Genomic DNA, 16,477 nt, shown 5'->3' with positions numbered 1-16,477 from the left:
ACCGCCTTCGCTCCTTCCGAACTCTGGCTCGGCCCAGGCGGCCTCCGTCGCTGCCTGAGCCGGTGAACAGTTACCTCATCGATACCGCCCATGTGGTCGGCGTGGAGGTGCGAGACGAAGGCCATGTCGATGCGAGTCACCCCGATGGACTTGAGGTAGGCCTTGATGACCGCCCCCGAGCCGGTGGGGCCGCCATCGAAGAGCACCGCACATCCGCCCGGCGCCACGAGGACCGCGGAGTCCCCCTGGCCGATGTCCATCGTGGTGAAGCGGAAGGTCTGGGCGAGCGCCAGCCCCGGGAGAAGGACACCACAACAGAGGATGGCGCGGACGAAGGAAGACAGACGCGGGTGCATGCACTCGCCTCCTGATGAGGGGGGATGCACGCGAAGCTAGCCCGCATGTTTCATTGATTTCAATAAGCGTTAATATTTGTAACAAAGATATACATGTAACACGGTGCCGCGCTCACTGGATGGTGATGGGGATGTTGTAGAGGAAGCACACCGGGACCTTCTGGGGCTTGTACTCCCAGCCCTCCTTGAGTCCCTGGATGATGTCCTCGTCCGCGCCTGGCACGGACTTCACCGCGGTGACTTCGTACACGCGGCCGTTGGTCGCGACACACACCTTGTAGATGCCCTGCATCGTCTGGCCGCGGTGGGTCTGTTTGAACACCTCGGACAGGCGCGGCGACGACTGGCGCACCACGTCCCGCTGGATGACGAAGGGGGGCACATTCTTGGGCTTCACCGGCTCTCCCGACCCGGTGCCGCCCACCACGCCGCCCACGACGCCGCCCACCACGCCTCCGGCCACACCGCCCACCACGCCTCCGGCCACGCCTCCCTCGACACCGTTCTCCTCGGACACCTCGGGCTCCGGCGTCTCGGGTTCCGGCGTCTCGGGCTCGACGGGCTTCTCCTCGGGAATCGGTTGAATCTTCTCGGGCTGGCGCAGCTCCGTCGTGGGCTTCTTCTCCACCTTCTTGTGTTGGGTCGCCCTGCGCGGCGCGGGGGGAGGAGGCGGCGGCGGTGGCGGCGGCGGTGGGGCCATGCCGAGGGTCAGCACCACCTCGGTGGTCTCCTCCTTCGCGATGATTCCGGGCGACACCAGGTACACCAGCGCCGCCACGATGCCGGCGTGGATGGCCACGGAGAAGAGCGCGAAGCCAAGGAAGTTCGAAGGCGGAGCGGACTGCTGGGCGAACATGAGCAGGGCGCCCATACCACAAGGCCGGGGGACAACCCCAAGGGGTACATTGGCACCTGGCGTGTGCTCCGTGGTGTCACCTACCGGACACACAGGGCGGGCCTGTCTGTGGTACAGGCGCCGCCACCTCTCCCCATTCCAAGGGGTTTCCTCCGTGCAGACACAGATGAAGTGGGCACTCGGGCTCGCGGCTGCCTTGAGTGCTGTAGCGTGTGGTGAGTCAACCCAGGAGGTTGGCGACACGTACCAGGGCGTCATCGACGCCACGGTGCTGGACTCGGACTTCAAGCCCACGAGCGGCGCCTACAGGCCGGCGACGGCCCGGGTGAAGGGCACGAGCGTGCCCTTCTACAGCCTGGGGCAGGTGGCCACCGAGCGGAAGGACAGCAAGGGCGTCCTCACCGACTCGGGCGTCCCGGTGGACGAGAACGGGCGCCCCTACCTGCCTGCGAGCAGGGTGGTGGCCACCTCCTATGACTTCGCCGACGGCTGCAAGACGGGCAAGGCGGACTTCGATTACCGCACCGACAGCTACCCGGAGAACGTGCAGTGGTCGCTCTTCGACACCCTGCCGCTGGCCGTCACCGGCAGGACCGCCCCCCAGGCCCTGCCGCTGGTGAAGGTGAAGCGCTGGACGGGCACGGCCGGCGAGCAGTGCAACGCCATCAAGGACGTCGCCTCGCTCACCAAGGGCGCCTTCGGCGGCGCCGCGGAGGAGGGTGAGAGCCTCGCCCTGCGCGGCATCATCGACGTGTCCGCGGAGTTCTACCCGCTGCGCACGGAGTCCGCCTATACCTCCACGGGCGGCTGGTACCGTGGCCTGCAGCTGGCGTACCTGGACGGCGGCGCCGTGGCGGTGGACGAAGCCGGCAACGTGAAGGTGATGGACGGTGTGCTGGTGAGCCCGCCCACCGGCGCGCCCGCCACGGAGACTCCCGTGTACCTGTTCGCGGCCCAGCCCGGCGAGGAGGGCTGGTCGCCGGTGGTGCGCCTGCGCACGTTCACCGCGACCGCGGCCAAGCCGGCCTCCAGCTACACCGGCCTGTGCGCCGACGCCTGCGCGGACACCGAGCTCAACATCACGCCCATCAACCGGTACGCCGGCGTGCTCTTCGTCGTGGGGAGCACCCTGTGAGCACCCCCCTCTTCCCCGAGATGCCCTCCATGAAGACCTCCGCCTTCCGTGGCGGCCGCGCGCTCGTGCTGATGATGCTGGCGCTCGTCGCGGCCCTCCCCATGCCCGCCCTGGCCGCGAGCGGCAACTACGGCCGCCTCGCCGGCTACGTGTATGACCCGACGGGCGCCGCGCTCGCCGAGGTACCCCTCACCGTGAGCGGCCCGGCGCTGCAGCAGCCCCAGTCGCGCACCAGCGGCGAGGACGGCCGCTTCGAGTTCGACACCCTGCCCCCGGGCGAGGGCTACGTCCTCGAGGTGAACGTCCCCGGCTTCGCCCCCATCAAGAAGACGGGCATCATCGTCCTGCTCGGCCAATCCACGCAGGTGGACGTGAAGCTGGAGGTGTTCACCGAGACGCAGGCGGTGGCCACCTACGAAATCGTCGAGAAGGTCAACCCCATCATCAACCCGGACTCCGCGCAGACGGGCGCGGTGATGAACGCGGAGAAGGCGGCCACCACCCCCGTCTTCACGCAGGTGCAGGCCATGCCCCAGCTGGTGGCCGGCGTGGGCACGGGCAACTCGCCCAGCCTGCGCGCCGGCCTGTCGCGCTACGGCAAGTTCTACGTGGACGGCATGGACACCACGGACGTGGTGGACGGCAGCATCACCGCGCCGATGAGCTTCTACGCCGTGGAGAACTTCGAGGTGATTACGGGCGGCCTGGACGCCCAGTACAACTCGCTGGGCCTCATCGAGAACGTCGTCAGCAAGAGCGGCTCCAACAAGTTCACCTATGACGTGACGATGATTCTGTCGCCGGCCTGGGCCAACGCGAAGTACCGGGGCGCTTCCAACCAGAACCCCAGCGTGTCCGGCTACACGCAGAACGAGGTGCCGCTGTCGGAGACGTCCTTCTACAGCCCGCTGGTGGGCGTGGGTGGCCCCATCATCAAGGACAAGCTGTGGTTCTACTTCAGCGGCCAGTGGAACTTCTCCCACCGGGAGACGCCGCTGGGCGAGGAGAACCGCCCGACCGACACCGAGACGCGGCTGGCCCGCCTGAAGCTCACCTGGCAGCCCACGGCGAAGGACCGCCTCTCCGTGGCCTTCAACTACGACAACAACGCCATCACCAACCAGGTCGCCCAGACGAGCGCCAGCCCGGAGGCGGAGACGCAGATTGACCGCGGCGGCTTCTTCGCCATCGCCAACTACGACCACAGCTTCACCGACAATGTCCTCTTCCAGCTTCAGACGGGCGCCACCTACAAGGACATCTGGCAGGGCCCGATGAACGAGGACTCGCAGGACATCGCCCACATCTACAACAGCACCACGTACCGCAACGCCGGCGCGCTGCGTAACGAGGTGGGCAACCTGGTGACGGAGGAGCGCCTGCGCTTCCAGTTCGACCCGACGCTGCTCTTCAAGGTGAAGAACCACCAGATGAAGGCGGGCGTGCAGGTCAGCTACCTGAGCGGCAGCAAGACGGCGCAGGTGATTGGCAACCAGCGCTACATCGACAGGAACGGCGAGTGCAACCCGGATGACCCCGCCACCTTCCAGTACTGCAACCAGCGCATCGACTTCTACAACAGCGACGGCGTGCAGGCCCCGCTGACCACCGAGGCGGCGAACCTCATCGCGGGCGCCTTCCTCCAGGACCGCTGGAACGTCAACCGCCACCTGACGCTGGTGGGCGGCATCCGCGCGGACGTCGGCCGGCTGTACGGCGACAACAACCAGTTCATCACCAACCTGGTGGGCGTGGGCCCGCGCTTCTCGGCCACCTATGACCTCTTCGGCAACCGCGGCACGCTCCTCAAGGCGCACTACGGCCGCTCCAACGAGGTGGGGGACGTCTTCATCGCCCAGCACGCCAACCCGGGGCTGACGCAGGTGACGTCCACCTTCAGCAACGGCGCCTTCGCGGACTGCGCCCCGGACACCACCGGCAACACCCTGTGCAGCGTCTCGGGCGGACCCACCGGCCGCTCCTTCGAGAAGGGCCACACCCCGCCGCACGTGGACGAGCTCGCGCTCGGCCTGCACCATGCCATCGCCGAGCAGTCCGTCATCGGCCTCGACCTGACCTACCGCAAGTACTCCAACCTGTGGGTGGACGAGGAGATGAACCGCATCTGGGACCCGTCCGGCCAGCGCGTGATTGGCTATGCGGACGGTGTGAATCACACGGTGGTGAAGATCCACAACCCGGACGACGCCTGGCGCGACTACAAGGGCATGGACTTGTGGGTGCAGGGCCGGAACGGCCCGTGGGACCTGCTCGCCAGCTACACCCTGGCCTTCAGCGAGGGCACGGTGGGTGACTACTTCGACGGCTACGGCTTCAACCCGCGCTTCAAGCGCTTCTTCGAGGGCCCCTCGCCGGAGGACATCCGTCACACCCTCAAGGGCTCCATCGGCTACACCACCCGCTTCGGCCTCGACTTCGGTGTGCGCTTCAACTACCGCACCGGCGCGCCCATGTGGATGTACCAGGAGGGCGCGGTGGACCGGCAGCGCGTGGTGCGCTCGCCGCGCGGCACCGGCCACGCCAACAACACCAACACGGGCACCCCGGACTTCAACGACCCGTCGCTCGTCTCCGAGCTGCGCCAGCCGAGCCAGTTCCTGCTCGACGCCCAGGCCCGCTACGACCTGAACCGCCTGGTGAAGATGGGTGAGACGAAGATGGAGCTCACGCTCATCATGTTCAACGTGCTCAACAACAGCGATGTGACGTTCGTGCAGGAGCAGTATCGCGCCACCAACAACCGCTTCGGCACGGCGACGAGCCGCCGCAACCCGATGCAGGCCGAGCTGCTGCTGCGCGTCCGCAACTAGCCACACACGCGCACGGACGCGCTCCCGCTTGAACCGGGGGGCGCGTCCGTTCTAGACGGGCACGTGACCTCCTCCTCGCGTCCGTTCGCCCTCGGGCTGCTGTCCGTCCTGTTCGCCGCCTGCGCCTCCGCGCCCCACGCGCCGGTGCCACCTCCCGCGGCGCGGGAGCCCCTCCGCCTCTCCTTGGTGGGCACCAATGACCTGCACGGCTGGGTGATGCCCTCCCGCGCCACGCTGCCGGACGGCACCGTCGTGGAGCAGGGCGGACTGGCGACGCTGGCGGGCTACGTGGCGGCCCTCCGGGCCGACAACCCGGGAGGCGTCCTCCTCCTCGACGGCGGCGACCTCTTCCAGGGCACCCTCGCCTCCAACCTCACCGAGGGCGAGCTCGTCATCGACGCGATGAACGCCCTCGGCTACGCCGCCTCGGCGCTCGGCAACCACGAGTTCGACTACGGGCCCGCGGGGCCGCGCTCGGTGGCGCTCGCGGGGGATGACCCGTTCGGGGCGCTCAAGGCGCGCATTGCCCAGGCGCGCTTCCCGGTGCTCGGCGTCAACGTCACCGAGGCCGCCACCGGCGCGGGCCCCACGTGGCTCGGCAACGACGGTACGCGGATGGTGGAGCTGCGGGGCGTGCGCGTCGGCATCCTCGGGCTGTCCACCCCCGAGACTCCGAAGGCGACCAACCCCGTGAATGTGGCGAGCCTGCGCTTCGCCCCCATGGCCCCGGCGGCCCTCGCCGCGGCCCAGGGCCTTCGCGCCCGCGGGGCCGAGGTGGTGGTCGCGGTGGCGCACGCCGGCGCGGTGTGCAAGCGCCTGGACGACCCGCGTGACGCCTCCTCCTGCGACCGCGGGGACAGCGAAATCATCGAGATGCTGGAGGCCCTGCCGGAGGGGACGCTGGACGCGGTGGTGGCCGGCCACACGCACCAGCCGGTGGGCCACTTCATCCGCGGCACCCCCGTCATCGAGACGTCTGGCAGGGGCCGCGCCTTCGGCCTCATCGAGCTCTTCGTGGACCCGGTGACGCGCAAGGTGCTCCCCGAGCGGACGCTGCTGCGGGGCTCCATCCCGGTGTGCTCGCGGGTGGACGCGGCGCTCGGCACCTGCGAGGAGCGGGTGCTGAAGGAGGCGCGGCGGCTCGAGCTCGTTCCCGCCACCTTCGTGGGGCGCGCCGTGGTGCCCGACGCGGGGCTGGAGGCGAGGCTCGCCGAGGTGCTCGCCCGCGTGGAGCAGGAGCAGCGGCGCCCGCTGGGCGTCCAGGTGCCGGCGGTGCTCAAGCGCAGCTACGACGCGGAGAGCCCGCTGGGCAGCGTGCTGGCGGATGCCCTGCGCGAGCTGGCGGGGGCCGACGTGGCGCTGCTCAACAGCGGCGGCCTGCGCGCGGAGCTGCCCGCCGGAGAGCTCACCTACGGCGCGCTCTACGAGGTGCTGCCCTTCGACAACACCCTCGCCGTCGTCACCGTCTCCCCGCCGGAGCTGCGCCGGCTGCTCGAGGCCGCCTACGCCCACAAGAGCATCTACCAGGTGTCGGGGCTGAAGGTGCGTGTCGCCACCTGCAACGGGGCACCGCGGCTGGCGTCCGTCACCCTTCCGGATGGCAGGCCCCTGCCGGCCCAGGGGCGCTTCCGGGTGGCCATGCCCGACTTCCTGGCCCGGGGTGGCGGCGGGCTGGAGGAGGCGCTCCGGGCGCTGCCACCCGGGAGTATCGACCTGGGCGAGAGCCAGCCGCTCACCCTGCGTGACGCGCTCACGGCGCACTTTCGGGCCCGAGGCCAGCCGCTGGTGGCCCCCGCGGCCGGCCGCATCGTGCGTGTGAGTGAGGCGGCGGCCGCCTGCCCCGCGGAGGCCGCCGCTCCGAGCTCCGCGCGTTAGAAGGCCGAGCCGTTCACGCGCTGGCCCGCCGAGGAGGTCAGCGAGGACAGCGTCGTGTGCAGCGCGAAGGTGCCCGTGGCGCTCGCGTCCGGGCTTCGGTTCATGGACACGCCGTCCGTGCCCGCGAGGCTGCTCGCGTAGGTATACGTGTCCACCGCCGTGCCCGCCGCGTTCTTCACCGTGACGGAGTCGCCGCCGTTGGCCAGGCCCAGCGAGCCCGTGGAAGCCGCCACCGCGTTCGTCAGCCCCGCCGGAATCGCGGACGCGCCGCCGAACACCACCACCGCCTTGCCGGCCGCCAGCGTCGTGCCCGCGGCGAAGGTGTGGCGCACGCTGGTGCCGTCGGACAACGTCCAGCCACCGAGGTCGATGGACGCACCGCCCACGTTCACCAGCTCGACGAACTCGCCGGCCGTCGTGGAGCCGGGCTCGTTGGCCAGAATCTCGTTGATGATGACCCTGGCCGCGCTCGTCGCACCGGACGTGGTGGCCGAGGCGGTGTTGCTCGTTCCAGACTCGTTGTTCGCCGCGTCGTTGGCCGTCACGCGGTACCAGTAGGTGGTGCTCGCGGCGAGGCCCGTGTCCGAGTGGCTCGTGCCGGTGACGCTCGCGACGAGCGAGAAGTCGGTGCTGTTGGTGGAGCGGTAGACGCTGTAGTCCGTCACACCCACGTTGTCGGTGGAGGCCGTCCAGGCCAGGTTGAGCTGGCTGGAGGAGGCCGCGGTGGCGGTGAGGTTCGCCGGGGCGCTCGGGGCGGTGGTGTCCGTCGTGCCGCCACCGCCGCTGGCCAGCCAGGCCACCGCGTTGAGGTGGATGAGGGCGTTGTCGAACGTGCTCACGTTCCAGCCCTCGTACGTCGTGTGGCCGCATGAGTTGGTGGCGTCCTCGGAGGGCGACGAGTCACCGATGGCGGCGATGCGCCCCTGGCCGTCCGTGGAGGTCGCGAACGTCACCTTGCTGTTGGTGTCCGCCGTGCCGTTCGTCATCCACACATGGCCCCTCACCGTGGCGTTCTGCGCGGGGCTGAGCGTCATGGACGTGGCGCCGTAGAGGCCCAGGCCCTTGCCGGCGGTGGCCGCCCCGTAGGGGCCCGTGTAGATGATGGGCGAGGTGGTGTCCTTGGTGAACTTCGAGTCCGGGTGGTCGTTGAACCAGTTGTCCGTCTCGCCGCTCACCTGGAAGTGGATGCCCCATGAGGTCCCGGTCATCAGGTCATTGAAGATTTCCGGTGAGTCCCAGCCGTCGTTGTTCCGGTCCGAGTTCCAGTGGTCCGAAATCATGAAGAGGCCGCCGCCATTGCGGACGAAGTTGATGATGGCCGTCTTCTCGGCGGTGGTGAACCGCACGTTGGGCTCGGGGATGACGTAGACCTTGTAGTTGGCCAGGTCCTGCGGGTTGCTGGCGTCGCCATAGGTGACGGGCACGCCGGGCGGCAGGCTCTCCAACTGGAAGCCCTTCTTCGCCAGCGCCACGCCGAAGGAGGAGAACGCACCACTCCAGTACGTCTCCGGGGTGCTCGCGGTGATGCCGCTCTGTGCGGGCGAGGGATAGCGCTGGGCGACGTCGCAGGTGTTCTCGTCCAGCACCCAGTCCGCGTTACCCGCCGTCTGCAGGTGGCCCGCGTCGAACAGCACCGCCGCTCCCGACTGCGCGAGCGCGGGCCCGGACAGGCCCGCGAATCCCAGCAGTACGGCGGCCCACAACACCTGATACGCGCATCTCGACATGTGTTTCCTCCGGGGGGAAGGCGGGCAGATAGCGCGTTCTTGTTTCCTTGATGTTTCATCTTTGTGACAGACGGGAGGGTGCTCTCGAACCCGGTCCCCGCCTGAGTCCGGTAGACCTCCATCGCGCCGAAGCCGTGGTCGCGGAAGACAGTGAAGTGCTCGAACTGGAGCTCGGGGCCTTGTGGCCGCCGGAGCCTCAGGCTCCCTGACGGGAGCGGACCCGCAAAGACAGTCACCCGCTCCCCGGGGCTCTCTCCGATGTGTCACAAATGCATGACGTCACGAACATGTAACGTCACGAGCACGTAACGGTCACGAAATCGTGACAGTTACAAATCTGTGAACACAGAGTAGCCAGGCTGGTTCGCCTTCTCGACAGCTTTGTCAGACGCGGTGTATTCGTGCCTCCCGATTTTGACGGCGAGGTAACAGTGTCGGCCCCCCGTGATGCAGTCACCAGCAATGCCTTGCTGGGAAGATACGAGCTTGTCTCCGAGCTGGGGCACGGCGGGATGGCGAAGGTGTATCGGGCCCGCGCCGCCGGCCCTGGGGGCTTCGAGAAGACGCTGGTCGTGAAGTGCATCCTTCCGCACCTCGCGCAGGACCCCCAGTTCGTCGAGATGTTCCTGGCAGAGGCACGGCTGGCGGCGCGGCTCAACCACCCCAACCTCGTGCAGATCTTCGACTTCGGCGAGTCCGAGGGCGCGTACTTCCTGGCGATGGAGTACATCGACGGGCCGACGCTGCGCGCGCTGCTGCGGCGGTTGAACGCGCAGGGGCAGGCCATGCCCTATCCCCTGTGCGCCCGCATCGCCTCGGCGGTCTGCGAGGGGCTGACGTTCGCGCACGAGTTCCGCGACCCGGACACCGGTGAGGCGCTGCGGATGATCCACCGCGACGTCAGCCCGGACAACATCCTGCTGTCGCGCAGCGGGAACGTGAAGCTGGTGGACTTCGGCATCGCCAAGGCCTCCAGCAGCGCGCCGCAGACGCAGGTGGGCACGCTCAAGGGCAAGGTGCCGTACATGTCGCCCGAGCAGCTCCGCAACGAGCCGCTGGACGCGCGCACGGACGTGTACGCGCTCGGGGTGGTGCTCTACGAGATGGTCGCGGGGGCCAAGCCGTTCGAGGCCAGCCACGAAGCGGCCCTGATGCAGTCCATCCTCTTCGAGCCGTTCATCCCCGTGGCCGCGCGGCGGGAGGACGTACCCGAGGCCCTGGAGCGCATCATCCAGCGCGCCCTGTCCAAGGACCGGGCGGTCCGCTACGCGAGCTGCCGGCAGATGCAGGCGGACCTGGACCAGTACCTGCTGAGCTGCGGGCATCCGGTGGGCACCCAGCAACTGGCCCAGCTCATCAGCCGCGCCGCCGTGCCGACCGGAGGCAGCCCCGTCATGGGCACCCCGGTGTCGGGCAGCCGGCCCCGCGAGCAGTCCCGCGGCTCCGGTCTTCCATCCCGTCCCGTCACGCCCGCCCCGCGCGCCGATACGACGGAGGTGAATGCGGAGCCGCAGCCCACCGGCCCCACGCGTCCCTTCTTCCTGTCGCGAGGCCGGGGCGCGGTCCTGGCCGGCGCGGGAGTCCTGGCCCTGCTGGTGGGCGCCGCCATCGCGGGCCTGCGCTCGGGTGGGGGAGAGGGCGCGGCGGCGGGCACCTCGCCCGTGGCGGCCACCGCCCCGGCTCCCACTCCTCCGGCGACGGGGGCTTCCGCCGTGGCGGCGGGCACCCCGGGCGCGACCTCCGCGAGCCCGTCCGCTCCGGTCCCCACTCCTCCGGCGACGGGGGCTTCCGCCGCGGGCGCGGCACCCACGAGCCCGTCCGCCCTGGTGCCCGCCTCTCCGGCGGCGGAGCCTTCCTCCATGGCGGCTGGCACCGCGGGCGCGGCACCCACGAGCCCGTCCGCCCTGGCCCCCGGTGTCGCGGCGGTGGCGCAGGCGCCCGCCGAGCCCACGGAGGTGGAGCTGCATGTGACGGTGACACCGCGCAAGGCGCAGCTCCGCCTGGACGACCGGCCTCTCGCGGGCAATCCCTTCTCGGAGAAGTTCCCCCGGGACGGCCGCGTGCACGTGCTGCGCGTCACGGCGTCCGGGTATGCGCCCGTCGTGAAGGAGCTCCGCTTCGAGCGCGACCTCGCCCTGGACATCACGCTCTCGCGGCGCGGCCAGGAGTCGCGCCGCCCCGCCGTCGTGGAGAGCACTCCGCGCCAGCCGGCCGAGCCGGAGCAGGTCCAGGCGCAGGAGCCGGACTTCGCCGAGCTGCCCGCGAAGCCGTCCCGCCGCAAGGCGTCCCGGCGCGCGCTCGACTCAGACAATCCCTGGACCGAGCAGGGCGGTACCTCTTCCTCGGAAAGCCCATGACCTTCAACCTGATGTTTCGTCCGAAGCGGCTTGCCCTCGTGCTCCTGCTGGCGATGGCGGCGGGCAGCGCCAGCGCCGCGGCCCCTGCTCGCAAGACCCCCTCCCGCACCCAGCCCCAGCCTCAACTGGAGGAGGCGCAGCGCCGCTATGAGCGCGGCAGGGAGTTCTACGAGGAGGGCGACTTCCGCGCGGCGCTCGTGGAGTTCCAGCGCGCGCACGAGCTGGCTCCCAGCTACCGGCTCCTCTACAACATCGCCCAGGTGCAGTATCAGCTCCTGGACTACGCGGGCGCGCTGCGCAGCTTCCAGCAGTACCTGCGGGACGGTCAGGCGGACATCCCCCCGCAGCGCCGCGACGAGGTGCAGCGCGAGGTGGAGCGGCTGCGCTCGCGCGTGGCGACGCTGGACATCGTCACCCAGCCGGTGGGCGCCGAGGTGTCCGTGGATGACCAGCCCGTGGGCCGCACGCCCCTGTCCGAGCCGGTGGTGGTGAGCGCCGGCCGGCGCAAGGTGACGGCCGAGCTTCCCGGTGAGCCTCCGGTGACGCGCATGGTGGACGTGGCCGGCATGGACAGCGTGCAGGTGCGGTTGGAGTTCGCGCCTCCGCCCGCTCCGAAGACCGCCGCCGTCCAGGAGCCGCTGACCGTGGCGCCCGTGGCCGGGACTCCGGGCGTCACCGCCCGGGCCGAGCCGCGCGGCGTGCCCTGGAAGATGTGGGCGGCCACCGGCGCGCTGGCGGTCGGCGCGGGTGTCACCGCCGTGCTCGCCAGCAGCGCGGCCAGCGACCTGAAGACGCAGCGGGACACCTTCGGGGTGACGCGCGCCCAGCTGGATGACGCCAGCAGCAAGACGAAGACGCTGGCCCTCACCAGCGACATCCTCACCGGAGCCACCCTGGTGGCCGCCGGCATCTCCGCCTTCATGACCTTCTCCGGCGGTTCCTCCTCCGACACTCCCGCTCCGTCCTCCCCGTCCGTGCGGGTGGGCGTGGGCCCCGGCAGCGTCGGTCTCGCCGGTGCCTTCTAGCCCCTGTCTTCACGAGCCACACCCATGCCTCTGTTTCCTTCTTACGAGAGCGCGCACACCTCGCGCCGCTCCCAGGCCTTCCGCCGGGCCCTGCTCGCCTCGGTGTTCCTGATGACGGCCGGCGGCTGCTCGCTGGCCCTGGACACCGAGTCCGCGCAGTGCACGACGGACGCCGACTGCGAGCACTTCGGCACCTACCCCCTCTGTCAGGAGGGCGTGTGCGTGCCTTCCGGACTCGGCCCGCAGGGCTGCTTCCGCGGCAATGCCTCTTCCGAGGAACAGTTCCTCAACCAGTGCACCCGCGCGGAGTGCCAGCCCTTCGACAACTGCGCGCGCCTGGGGCTGTGCAACCCGGGCGAGCCGTTGCCCGACCTGGTTCCCCGGCCGTGAGGCCCCTCCCTCCCGAGGACACACCTTCCATGAGAATCTCCGCTCTCCGTCGCGGCGCGCCGTGCGCGCTGGCCGTGCTCACCGCCGCGCTCGCCGCGAGTTCCGCCCACGCGCAGACGAATCCGCCGACCATCTCCTGCCCCACCACCAACGTCGTCTACGTGGCGGGCTCCTCGGCCGTCCGCTCGTTCCTGACGGTGGTGGCCCCGCTGCTCGCCCAGGACACGCCCGCCTACAGCATCGTCTACCAGTCCCAGGGCTCGTGCACGGGTGTCACCGCCATCTTCAGCTCGGACCCGAGCAAGCGGGTCATCAAGGACATTCCCGCCTCCGGCTCCAAGGCCGCGAACTACGCCATCCTGCTCAAGGCGGACGGCACGGCGCAGGAGTGCTCGCTGCCTCCGGAGGGTGTGCCGGTGGACGTGGGTGTGTCGGACGTCTACGCCTCCACGTGCGGCGCCGAGGCACCCGCGGGCGTGCAGATTTCCGACTACGAGGGGCCCATCCAGCCGATGACCTTCGTGGTGCCGGTGAGCTCCACGCAGCGGAGCATCAGCGCGGAGGCGGCGTACATGGCCTTCGGCATGGGGGGCAACCAGGGCAGGGCCGCGCCGTGGGTGGACCCCGCGCTCTTCTTCGTGCGCAACGCCAGCTCCGGCACGCAGCAGATGATTGCGCGCGCCATCAGCGTGCCGGCCGACAAGTGGTGGGGCGTGGACCGGGGCGGCAGCGACGGCGTGCGCAGGAACATGAGCCTGCTGGACACGAGCCGCTCCGAGCAGGCCATCGGCATCCTGTCCACGGACGTCGCGGACGAGGAGCGCGCCAGCCTGCGCATCCTCGCCTTCCAGGCGCGGGGCCAGAAGTGCGGCTTCCTTCCGGACTCCACTCCGTTCGCCAGGGACAAGGCGAACGTGCGCGATGGCCACTACCCCATCTGGGGGCCGGTGCACTTCTACACGCGGGTGGAGAACGGGCTGCCCTCGCAGGCCGCGGGCGCGCTGGTGAGCCGCTTCGCCGCCCCGCAGCTCGCGCAGCCGCTGCTGGAGGCCATCATCAACAAGCACCTGGTGCCCAAGTGCGCCATGCGGGTGAGGCGCACCACGGAGATGGGCCCGCTGTCTCCCGTCACCACCGGCCTGCGCTGCGGCTGCTTCTTCGACAAGGTGGCCAACGGCGCCACCTCCTGCACGCCCTGCGCGGGCCCGGGGGACTGCCCGTCCTCGGCGCCCTCCTGCAACTACGGCTTCTGCGAGCAGGGCGGCTGAAGCCGTCCCGGCCCGCCGCGCCGTGCGTCACTCCTGCCCGGGAGCCGCTGCTTCCGCTCGGGCAGGAGGGCGTCACTCCCTCGAGTGAGCCGCTCCAGTGTCGCGGCCCGCCGCGCCGTGCGTCACTCCTGCCCGGAAGCCGCCGCCGGCTTCCGGGGCGCCGCCTTCGCCGAGAGCGCCAGCAGCACGCCCGCCAGCAGCGCGGTGCCCGCCAGCAATACCCTCGCCGTCACCCCCTCGCCGAGCAGCAGCACGCCGCCCGCCGCCGCCAGCACCGGCACGGAGAGCTGGATGATGGCGGCGCGTGTCGCCGTCAGGTGCGGCAGCGCCGCGTACCACAGGCTGTAGCCCACACCCGACGCCAGCGCCCCCGACGCCAGCGCCAGCGCGATTCCGCGTCCCGTCGCGTGCGGAGTCCCCTGCGCCAGCAGCCCCACGCCGGACAGGGCCACCGCCATGGGCACGGAGCGCAGGAAGTTGTCCGCGGTGGCGGCCAGCGGGTCCCGGTTGCCGCGCCCTCGCAGCGAGTACACGCCCCACGCCACGCCCGCGCCCGCCATCATTGCGGCGCCCACCGGGTCCGGCGCGGAGACGCCCGGCGCCGTCAGCCCCACCAGCCCGCCCAGCGCGAGCAGCAGGCCCGCCACCTCGCGTGCCTTCGGACGCTCGCCGCGCGCCAGTCCCGTGCCCAGCATCGTCGCCTGCACGCAGCCGAACAGCAGCAGCGCGCCCACGCCGGTGGGAATGCGCACGTATGCCAGCGAGAAGCCCGCGGCGTACGCGAAGAGGGCCAGCGCGGAGGGCCAGGAGCCGCCCGTGTGCCGCCCGCTCCGTGCCCGAAGCAACAGCGCCAGCACCAGCGCGCCGGACACCAGCCGCACGCCCGTGAAGGAGGCCGCGTCGATGAGCCGCCCGCCTCCCGCCAGCGCCGCGCGGCACAGCAGCGAGTTGGCCGCGAAGCCCACCAGCGCCAGCACCGTGAGCAGCCCCGTCCGCATCAGCGCCAGAAGCCCACGGACAGGCCCACGTTGGTGTACCGGCGCGCCAGGTCGAAGGAGGCGGTGATGGCCCAGTCCTCCCAGTAGCGCAGGACGAACACCTCGAAGCCGCCCGTGACGTGGGGCCGCGCGGGCCGGCCGTCGAAGGGGGAGGGCTCCGCGTAGACACCCGCCCGCAGGCGAATCATGCCCGGCACCGTGTCGTGCTCCACGCCCAGCCGGGGCGCGAACTCGGAGGTGCTGCCCACCGACTCCGGCTCCGCCGTGGAGGCGAACGCGCGCATGGGCACCGCGTTGTCCACGCCGGAGATGAGGTCCACCTGCGCGGTGACGAGCCACCGCCCCGCGGGCGCGTCCCTCGGCTCCTCCGGCGGCACCGGCAGCGCGTCTCCCTCCACCAGCAGTTGCCGCCGCGCCGCGGGCGACAGCCGGTTGTAGCGCTCGGAGCCCTCGCCAAAGCGCCAGCTCGCGCCCAGCGACAGCACCGCCGGCGCCGCCACCGCGCTGAACAGGGGCTTGCCCGCCAGCACCGGCGCCTGCTCCGCGTCACCCCGCAATTCCGCGATGACCTCCGGGCGCACCGTCACGCCCAGCCGCCACGAGCGCCCGTGGGGCCGGTACAGCAGGTCCACCTCCACGCCGGTGTCCCCATAGCGGATGTCGTCACCGCCGGAGGCCAGGCGGAAGGACGCCTGCGCCGCGTAAATCCCGAGCGCGAGGATGAAGTCGTCCTGCCCGAAGGCCACCGCCCCCGCCAGCACCGACTGCGTCAGCGACACGCGGATGCGCTCACTGTCTCCCGCGCACGCCTCGGTGGCGCAGTAGGTCGCCACGCTGTTGCGCAGCGAGAAGCCGATGCCGAAGCGCTTGTACTGGAGCAGCAGTCCGCCCAGCAGCTGCCGGCTGTCCTCCGACTCGTCCGTCCGCCCGTCGTTGTCCAGGTCGTAGTCGCGCTTGTCGGAGAAGGGGACGATGAGCCAGGACAGCGTGACGCCCAGGTCCCAATCCCTCTCCAGCGACGGGCTCCGGTGCGCCAGCGCCGCCAGGTTGCTGGGGAAGCCCGCGGCGCCCTCGGCGATGCCCACGTACGCGCCGCCCAGCGCCACCACCCGCGCCGAGCCCAGCAGCGAGCCGGGGTTGAAGTAGAGCCGCTCCGGGCGTGGCTCCACCGGCTGTTCGTCCTGCGCCCACGCCGCCGGTGAAGCGGCCAGCGTCACCACGGCCACCAGCGCCCAGCACCCTCGCGCGCTCACGGCACCCCGCTCGTTGCCCGGTGCCCGCATGGCCTCATGCATCCGGGTGCTCACTTCGCCCGCACCACCTCCGTGAAGAGGCGGTCGGCCTCGGCGGCGAGGCTGGTGTCACGGAAGGTGAGGCCCCCGGCGTCATGGGTGACGAGCGCCAGCGTCACCTTCCTCCAGCGGATGTCGATGTCCGGGTGGTGGTCCGCCTTCTCCGCCGCCTGCGCCACCCTCTCCACGAAGGTGATGCCGGCGAGGAAGGACGGCGCCTCATACGTGCGGCGAATCATCCCGCCCTCGTGCTTCCACTCGGGGTGCTGGGCGAGGAAGGACTGGAGCGCCTCGGGGGCGAGCAGCGTGCGGTCTTGGGCCATGTCCTCTTTCTACCCGCTCCCGCGCCCGAGGGAAGCCGCCAATG

13 protein-coding genes are annotated in these 16,477 nt (G+C 70.7%); 7 read left to right on the top strand and 6 right to left on the bottom strand.

The genetic code is table 11. The features are described from left to right. Both K8638_RS35345 and K8638_RS35340 read right to left on the bottom strand, forming a co-directional pair. Positions 1-356: MBL fold metallo-hydrolase (locus K8638_RS35345; RefSeq protein WP_223759113.1), on the bottom strand; the 356-nt coding region annotated here is incomplete at its 3' end. A gap of 112 nt (positions 357-468) precedes the next feature. Next, the gene (locus tag K8638_RS35340) at positions 469-1,227 is read right to left on the bottom strand and encodes a PaxA (RefSeq protein WP_223759112.1); all 759 of its coding nucleotides are present in this window, start codon (positions 1,225-1,227) and stop codon (positions 469-471) included. Positions 1,228-1,378: 151 nt separating this feature from the next. Between K8638_RS35340 and K8638_RS35335 the strand changes: the two genes are divergently transcribed. The 3 genes from K8638_RS35335 to K8638_RS35325 all read left to right on the top strand — a co-directional run bounded on the left by K8638_RS35335 (position 1,379) and on the right by K8638_RS35325 (position 7,053). Next, positions 1,379-2,347: a hypothetical protein gene (locus K8638_RS35335; protein WP_223759111.1), complete on the top strand. Its 969-nt coding sequence runs from the start codon at positions 1,379-1,381 to the stop codon at positions 2,345-2,347. 29 nt (positions 2,348-2,376) lie between these two features. Beyond that, on the top strand, positions 2,377-5,178 hold the full coding sequence (locus K8638_RS35330) for a TonB-dependent receptor (RefSeq protein WP_223759110.1): 2,802 nt from the start codon (positions 2,377-2,379) through the stop codon (positions 5,176-5,178). Between the two features lie 63 nt (positions 5,179-5,241). Further along, complete coding sequence (locus K8638_RS35325) at positions 5,242-7,053, top strand: 5'-nucleotidase C-terminal domain-containing protein (RefSeq protein WP_223759109.1); 1,812 nt, start codon at positions 5,242-5,244, stop codon at positions 7,051-7,053. Here K8638_RS35325 and K8638_RS35320 read toward each other — a convergent pair. After that, positions 7,050-8,780, bottom strand: a complete 1,731-nt coding sequence (locus K8638_RS35320; RefSeq protein WP_223759108.1) for a lamin tail domain-containing protein — start codon at positions 8,778-8,780, stop codon at positions 7,050-7,052. The two genes, K8638_RS35325 and K8638_RS35320, sit on opposite strands and share 4 nt — an antisense overlap. A gap of 431 nt (positions 8,781-9,211) precedes the next feature. Between K8638_RS35320 and K8638_RS35315 the strand changes: the two genes are divergently transcribed. Genes K8638_RS35315 through K8638_RS35300 form a run of 4 tightly spaced genes read left to right on the top strand, consistent with a single transcriptional unit; the run spans position 9,212 to position 13,820 of the window. After that, positions 9,212-11,137, top strand: coding sequence for a serine/threonine-protein kinase (locus K8638_RS35315; protein ID WP_223759107.1), 1,926 nt, complete (start codon positions 9,212-9,214; stop codon positions 11,135-11,137). Then, positions 11,134-12,162, top strand: a complete 1,029-nt coding sequence (locus K8638_RS35310; RefSeq protein WP_223759106.1) for a PEGA domain-containing protein — start codon at positions 11,134-11,136, stop codon at positions 12,160-12,162. The genes K8638_RS35315 and K8638_RS35310 overlap by 4 nt, the downstream gene beginning before the upstream one ends. 24 nt (positions 12,163-12,186) lie before the next feature. After that, a complete protein-coding gene (locus tag K8638_RS35305) occupies positions 12,187-12,552 on the top strand; it encodes a hypothetical protein (RefSeq protein ID WP_223759105.1) in 366 nt (121 codons plus the stop codon). A 29-nt stretch (positions 12,553-12,581) separates the two neighbouring features. Continuing rightward, positions 12,582-13,820, top strand: coding sequence for a substrate-binding domain-containing protein (locus K8638_RS35300; protein ID WP_223759104.1), 1,239 nt, complete (start codon positions 12,582-12,584; stop codon positions 13,818-13,820). A gap of 122 nt (positions 13,821-13,942) precedes the next feature. On the opposite strand, the gene K8638_RS35295 is transcribed toward K8638_RS35300, so the two are convergent. Genes K8638_RS35295 through K8638_RS35285 form a run of 3 tightly spaced genes read right to left on the bottom strand, consistent with a single transcriptional unit; the run spans position 13,943 to position 16,433 of the window. Then, a complete protein-coding gene (locus K8638_RS35295; protein WP_223759103.1) occupies positions 13,943-14,818 on the bottom strand; it encodes a DMT family transporter in 876 nt (291 codons plus the stop codon). Beyond that, positions 14,818-16,101, bottom strand: coding sequence for a hypothetical protein (locus tag K8638_RS35290; RefSeq protein ID WP_223759120.1), 1,284 nt, complete (start codon positions 16,099-16,101; stop codon positions 14,818-14,820). The genes K8638_RS35295 and K8638_RS35290 overlap by 1 nt, the downstream gene beginning before the upstream one ends. A gap of 20 nt (positions 16,102-16,121) precedes the next feature. Further along, positions 16,122-16,433, bottom strand: coding sequence for a 4a-hydroxytetrahydrobiopterin dehydratase (locus K8638_RS35285; RefSeq protein WP_223759102.1), 312 nt, complete (start codon positions 16,431-16,433; stop codon positions 16,122-16,124). Between the last annotated feature and the right edge of the window lie 44 nt (positions 16,434-16,477).

The organism is Myxococcus sp. RHSTA-1-4 (assembly GCF_020037125.1).
GTDB lineage: Bacteria > Myxococcota > Myxococcia > Myxococcales > Myxococcaceae > Myxococcus.
This window is presented reverse-complemented; position numbering and strand designations above follow the sequence as displayed.